This window comes from Raoultella sp. (genome assembly GCF_039594335.1).
Lineage (GTDB): Bacteria > Pseudomonadota > Gammaproteobacteria > Enterobacterales > Enterobacteriaceae > Klebsiella.
In genome coordinates this window covers 1-5,484 of sequence record NZ_JBCNNS010000202.1, presented here as the reverse complement: position 1 = coordinate 5,484, position 5,484 = coordinate 1, and the positions used below count along the sequence as shown (strand labels likewise).

The 5,484-nt window shown below is 55.3% G+C and carries 6 protein-coding genes; 3 read left to right on the top strand and 3 right to left on the bottom strand.

Going from position 1 to position 5,484, the window contains the following annotated elements:
* From ACZAHD_RS21295 to ACZAHD_RS21285, 3 genes are all read right to left on the bottom strand, one after another.
* The coding region (locus ACZAHD_RS21295; RefSeq protein ID WP_462458530.1) for an HlyD family secretion protein at positions 1 to 819 on the bottom strand (819 nt) is incomplete at its 3' end.
* Positions 803 to 1,360 carry a winged helix-turn-helix transcriptional regulator gene (locus ACZAHD_RS21290; protein WP_462458529.1) on the bottom strand — a complete coding sequence of 186 codons (558 nt, stop codon included), beginning with the start codon at positions 1,358 to 1,360 and terminating at the stop codon, positions 803 to 805. The genes ACZAHD_RS21295 and ACZAHD_RS21290, both read right to left, overlap by 17 nt.
* A gap of 265 nt (positions 1,361 to 1,625) precedes the next feature.
* Entirely contained in the window at positions 1,626 to 2,198 is a 573-nt protein-coding gene (locus ACZAHD_RS21285) for a DUF1349 domain-containing protein (RefSeq protein WP_462458528.1), read from the bottom strand.
* A 266-nt stretch (positions 2,199 to 2,464) separates the two neighbouring features.
* Between ACZAHD_RS21285 and ACZAHD_RS21280 the strand changes: the two genes are divergently transcribed.
* From ACZAHD_RS21280 to ACZAHD_RS21270, 3 genes are all read left to right on the top strand, one after another.
* A complete protein-coding gene (locus tag ACZAHD_RS21280) occupies positions 2,465 to 2,851 on the top strand; it encodes a VOC family protein (RefSeq protein ID WP_462458527.1) in 387 nt (128 codons plus the stop codon).
* A gap of 178 nt (positions 2,852 to 3,029) precedes the next feature.
* A complete protein-coding gene (locus ACZAHD_RS21275; protein WP_462458526.1) occupies positions 3,030 to 3,467 on the top strand; it encodes an HNH endonuclease in 438 nt (145 codons plus the stop codon).
* A gap of 571 nt (positions 3,468 to 4,038) precedes the next feature.
* A partial coding sequence (locus ACZAHD_RS21270; RefSeq protein WP_462458525.1) for a peptide MFS transporter occupies positions 4,039 to 5,484 on the top strand: 1,446 nt, incomplete at its 3' end.

Below are 5,484 nucleotides of genomic sequence, written 5' to 3'. Positions count from 1 at the left end.
GGCGACGATGGTCACCGGTTGGCCAGCACGCATATGCGCCAACTGGTTTTCCTTGAAGTTGGCGTCAATCCACAGGCCGTGCGCGGGAACCAGGGAAAGTAGCTGCGTGCCGCCGCTGATGAATGAACCGGACCACGCGCGGCGGTTGCCAATCACCCCGTCGAACGGCGCGCGAATTTCGGTATAGCTGAGGTTTAGTGTCGCCATCTCGAGGTTGGCCTGGGCCTGCGCCAGAGCGGCCAGCGTTTGTTGCTGGCGGGCATCCAGCACTGCCAGCTGGCGTTCGGCCACGGTTTTATCCGCTTTTGCTTTGTCCTGCCCGGCGCGCGCCTGGCGGTAATCGGCTGCGGCGTTATCGCGGATTTGCGCGGAAATCGCGCTCGACGTTGCCAGAGCATTATAGCGCCGGTTATCGTTAGCCGATTTTTCGGCCGCTGCCGTGGCGGCTTGTAGCGAGGCCTCAGAGCCGGCAATTGTCGCCTGCTGTAGCTGCCGGGTGGCAATGATATCGGCCAGCGCGGCCTGCTGCGCCGCCACTTCTCCGGCGGCTTTTGCCAGGGCGGCGCGATAATCGCGGTCATCAATGCGAATCAGCAGGTCGCCTTTTTTCACCGTCATATTGTCCTGCACCGCCAACTGCTGAATATAACCGGAGATTTTGCTGGAGATGGCGCTGATGTCACCGCCAACATAGGCATCATCGGTTGTCTGGATAAAGCGCCCGGTATGCCACCAGTAAGCGCCGTAGCTCGCCGCCGCCAAAGCGGCGACGCCGAGTGCCGCCAGGACGAGGGCTCTTTTCTTACTGGCCGGATTCATTGTTGGCATCTCTGTAGGGTTCGGGTTGGAATTTTTGCCCGCTATCGCCCTCGCGCTTGCGCAGCAGATATTCATGACGGTATTTCATGATCGGTGAGGCCGCAGGGCCCGGCACCATGGCGTATTTACCCGGAAGAATCTCTTCACCGGTCGCTTTATCGACCATGATCGGCTCCACGTGCCGCTGGGTTTCACTTTCCACCAATTGCATCTGACGGCCTTCGGGTGAGAAGTGGCGGTTACCCCATTCCACCAGCGCCAGCAGTACCATGCGAAAATCGCGGCCGATTTGCGTGAGGTGGTATTCGTAGCGCGGCGGTGTACTGCTGTAGCACACCTTTTCCAGCAGGCCGTCGTCTACCAGCTCCTTCAGGCGGCGCGAAAGAATATTGGGCGCGATGTTGCTGCTTTTCTGGAACTCGTCAAAGCGGGTAAAGCCCGCGAAGGCGTCGCGCAGGATCATGATGCTCCAGCTGTCACCGATGCGGCCGAGGCTACGGGCGATGGGGCAGGGGGCGTGGCAAAGCGGTTCATTTTTCATGGGCTGGCCTGGATAGATAGGTGGCTTTCGGAAGCAAATTGACATAGTAACTATCAAAATGCAAGTTACTTGAAAAACGATCGCTCAGCAGGTTCATGGTGCAGGCGTTAAGGTAGACAGGCGATATACCCACACGGGGTGACTACGGCTTAGCGGAAAGCGGTGTGCATCGGGGGCCAGGGAGGGTTATCAGTGAGTCAGAGAGTGACGGAACAGAGTTGACTTGCTATAAGGGTATTGGTTGCCGGAGCGCCTGCGCCGATAGTCAGCTCAGATCGTGCAGCGGCTTATCCAGTGGTGGAGAGAGCGTCATATCCAGAAACTCCACCGCCAGGCCGCGACGTTCGGGCGTGCAGCACATCACGCCCACTTTCGCCGCACCGCGCGGGAAATGGCATAACCGCAGCAGAGGCCAGTGCTGGCCTTCTGCCGAATACTGTAATCTCAGCGCGTCGTCTTTTCGGGTCAGTCGCAGCCAGAACTCTTGTGCGTTACCGGAGAACAGACCGGTAGCCCAGTCCGAATACTCCAGCGTCAGCACGCTACCGATGGCCGGCGCTCCGTCATTGTATTCAATCCCCGCCTTCAGCCAGTGACGCTCATCGGACATCAGCATGATGCCGGCCAGGTCATACAGCGTACTGAAATTCGCGAGTACCCTCACCTGGAACGTAAAATCCCCGGCGACGTCAGTGGCGAAGATATGGCCGGAAAAACGCTCAAACCCGTACCAGGTTGTTCGCCAGAAATCGGTTTGTCCATCGGTGATAACGCTGAGTTTATCGTTATCGCGTTGCCATTGAGAGGGGGGATTAATCCAGGAAAAAGAGCTGAGCATCGGGCCTCCGGGTCGGGTTCGTCAAAGCTCAGTGTATGACTTCGCTGCGCGAATGTCGTGCCGTATGCACTCATTTTATGTGCACTTCTCCCGGTATGGTGTTGGGTCAGTCACACAACGTTCAGATGCTATCGTCAGTTCCACCGCCCGATTGCTGCCCGGAGAACAAGGGCTCTTCTCGACAAATGCGCAGCTGAAACATGGATACAGTAAGGGCGATATTCTCCAGAGCGGAGAGCACATCAGATCCACAGGAGCCAGTTGTCATGTTTAGTCATATGCGTATTGCCCGACCCGTCACCGACCTGGCGCGTGCTTGCACCATGTACAGCCAGGGGTTAGAACTCCAACGGATTGCTGATTTTACCGATCATGCCGGTTTTAGCGGGATCATGGTGGGTCATCCGAAGCTGGCGTGGCACATCGAGTTCACCCACTGTCACGATCATCCGCGACAGCCTGCGCCGACCGATGAAGATCTGCTCGTGCTGTATTACCCCGATAAAGCAGACTGGCAGCAGGCGTGCGCCAGAATGACGGCGGCAGGTTTTCGTACGATGAGGTCGTTTAATCCCTACTGGGATACCAACGGCAACACCTTTGTCGATGATGACGGTTATCGGGTGGTGCTTCAGAACCGCGACTGGTCATAGATTGAGGGCTCTCGTGGAACAGAGCGGCGGTTCAGGTGGCCCTGTCGGCGGCAGAACTCCAGGCGTTGAGTGCGGATATTTGCTATTCTGCATCACGTCAGGTTATTGAAGAGATTGAGAAATGGGGTCGTTTATCGTCGTCGTCTGTGTCATATGGCTTTTGTATCAAGGCGTGAAAATGCTGGCCAGGACTCTGTATAAAACGGAACCCATAAACGCCAAACCAGAGCGGGATGTCTGGGGGCGCAGGGAAGGTGAAGGTCCGCTGTACCGTCGCGTCAATCGCGCAACGAAAGATGAAGATGACGAGGGATTGTTTCAGTCGGTCAACCGGCGGCAACAGGCCAGGACAGAGGAAAAAGACGTGAACGCCTCTGCTGCGTTCTACCAGTCCAGAGAGTGGCGCGCGCTTCGCTATCAGGCGCTCAAAAAATATGGCGGTGCCTGTAGTGCCTGCGGGCGTTCGGCAGCAAAACATGGGGTGATCATCCATGTCGATCATATTCGGCCCCGCAGTAAATACCCGCATCTGGCGCTGCGCCTGGATAACCTCCAGCTGTTATGCCACGAATGTAATCTTGCAAAAGGCAACCGCGACGAAATTAAATGGCGTTAGCAGCCGGCCTGGGTGTGCTTTTTTATCCCCTGGTTCGGAGTCATGGCTCTGCGAATCGCAGGAAAAACACCCTCAAAATGCGCGCAAAGCGTCGTGTTTGATGCAGTCGTTGCGTCATACCGGCTTCTGTCCGGCCCAGCGTCGGTTGCATATGTGAACGTCACCCTGTGACTAAATAATCAAGAGCGTGACTTATCGATACTTTCCCCTGTCGTGAAGACCAACCGCGTATTTACCCTACTTTTTATCGTGTTTTATCCGCAGCGCATGCCAACCTTGAGTATAAATGCATTTTTAATTAACTTATTGTTTATAAACATATAATTTAATTAAATTTTATCATTTGAGATGTCAATAACATTTTGTTTTTATCCAACTTTAAATCTATAAAAGTAGACGTTTGTCGAGTTTTCATCTAAAAGATGGGGTTAAGTGGCTAGACAAAACCGAAAACTGGTTATCAAATAGTTAAAAAACATCACGCCTCATGTCAATGATTGGCCAGTGTAAAAATGGCTAACACGCTTTCCGCGGTCTCTTTGCGCTGCGGTGCACCTTATCTGGAGAAGTTATGCATTCCTCTGTAAATAAAAATGAAAGCCGGACCTTTTTTGGTCATCCTTATCCGCTGGGGTCGTTGTTCTTTACCGAAATGTGGGAGCGATTTTCGTTTTACGGTATTCGCCCTTTATTGATTCTGTTTATGGCCGCCACCGTTTACGACGGCGGAATGGGGCTGGCGCGTGAAAATGCCTCGGCGATCGTCGGTATCTTCGCCGGCAGTATGTACCTCGCGGCGTTGCCGGGCGGCTGGCTGGCGGATAACTGGCTGGGCCAGCAAAAAGCGGTCTGGTACGGATCGATTCTCATCGCATTGGGCCATCTGTCGATCGCTTTGTCTGCGGTGTTGGGTGACAACCTGTTCTTTATCGGGCTGATGTTTATCGTCCTGGGATCGGGTTTGTTCAAGACCTGCATCTCGGTCATGGTCGGCACGTTGTACAAGAAAGGAGATGCGCGTCGTGACGGTGGATTCTCACTGTTCTACATGGGCATCAATATAGGGTCGTTCATCGCACCGCTGATTTCCGGCTGGTTGATCAAATCGCACGGCTGGCACTGGGGCTTTGGCATTGGCGGCATCGGGATGCTGGTGGCGCTGGTGATCTTCCGGGTCTTCGCGGTACCGGCGATGAAGCGTTACGACAGCGAAGTGGGCCTCGATTCAACCTGGAACAGCCCGGTGGCGAAGAAGAACGGCGTGGGCGCCTGGCTGGTGGCGCTGGCGCTGGGTGCCGCGGTGCTGATCACGCTGATTGCGCAGGGTGTGATTGTGGTTAACCCTGTTGCCGTGGCCAGCATGCTGGTATACGTAATTGCCGCTGCGGTCGTTGTCTATTTTATCTATCTGTTTGCTTTTGCCGGACTGAGCCGCAAAGAGCGCGCCCGTCTGCTGGTGTGCTTTATTCTGCTGGTTTCCGCCGCCTTCTTCTGGTCGGCATTTGAGCAGAAGCCGACCTCTTTCAACCTGTTCGCCAATGATTATACCAACCGTATGATCGGCAGCTTTGAGATCCCGGCGGTCTGGTTCCAGTCAATCAACGCGCTGTTTATTATTCTGCTGGCGCCGGTATTTAGCTGGGCATGGCCAGCGATGGCGCGTAAGGGTCTACGTCCGAGCAGCATCACCAAATTCGTCATCGGCATTCTCTGCGCCGCAGCGGGCTTTGGTCTGATGATGCTGGCGGCACAGAATGTGCTGAACAACGGTGGGACCGGCGTATCACCGTTCTGGCTGGTAGGCAGTATTCTGATGCTGACCCTGGGCGAGCTGTGCCTGAGCCCGATTGGCCTGGCAACCATGACGCTGCTGGCGCCGGAAAGAATGCGCGGCCAGATGATGGGGCTGTGGTTCTGCGCCAGTGCGCTGGGTAACCTGGCGGCAGGCCTGATCGGTGGCCATGTGAAAGCTGACCAGCTGGATATGCTGCCGGATCTCTTCGCGCGTTGTTCGATT

Coding starts and splice junctions, on each gene's coding strand:
- ACZAHD_RS21275 (WP_462458526.1), top strand. CDS start 3,030: ATGCTGGCCAGGACTCTGTATAAAACGGAACCCATAAACGCCAAACCA.
- ACZAHD_RS21285 (WP_462458528.1), bottom strand. CDS start 2,198: ATGCTCAGCTCTTTTTCCTGGATTAATCCCCCCTCTCAATGGCAACGC.
- ACZAHD_RS21290 (WP_462458529.1), bottom strand. CDS start 1,360: ATGAAAAATGAACCGCTTTGCCACGCCCCCTGCCCCATCGCCCGTAGC.
- ACZAHD_RS21280 (WP_462458527.1), top strand. CDS start 2,465: ATGTTTAGTCATATGCGTATTGCCCGACCCGTCACCGACCTGGCGCGT.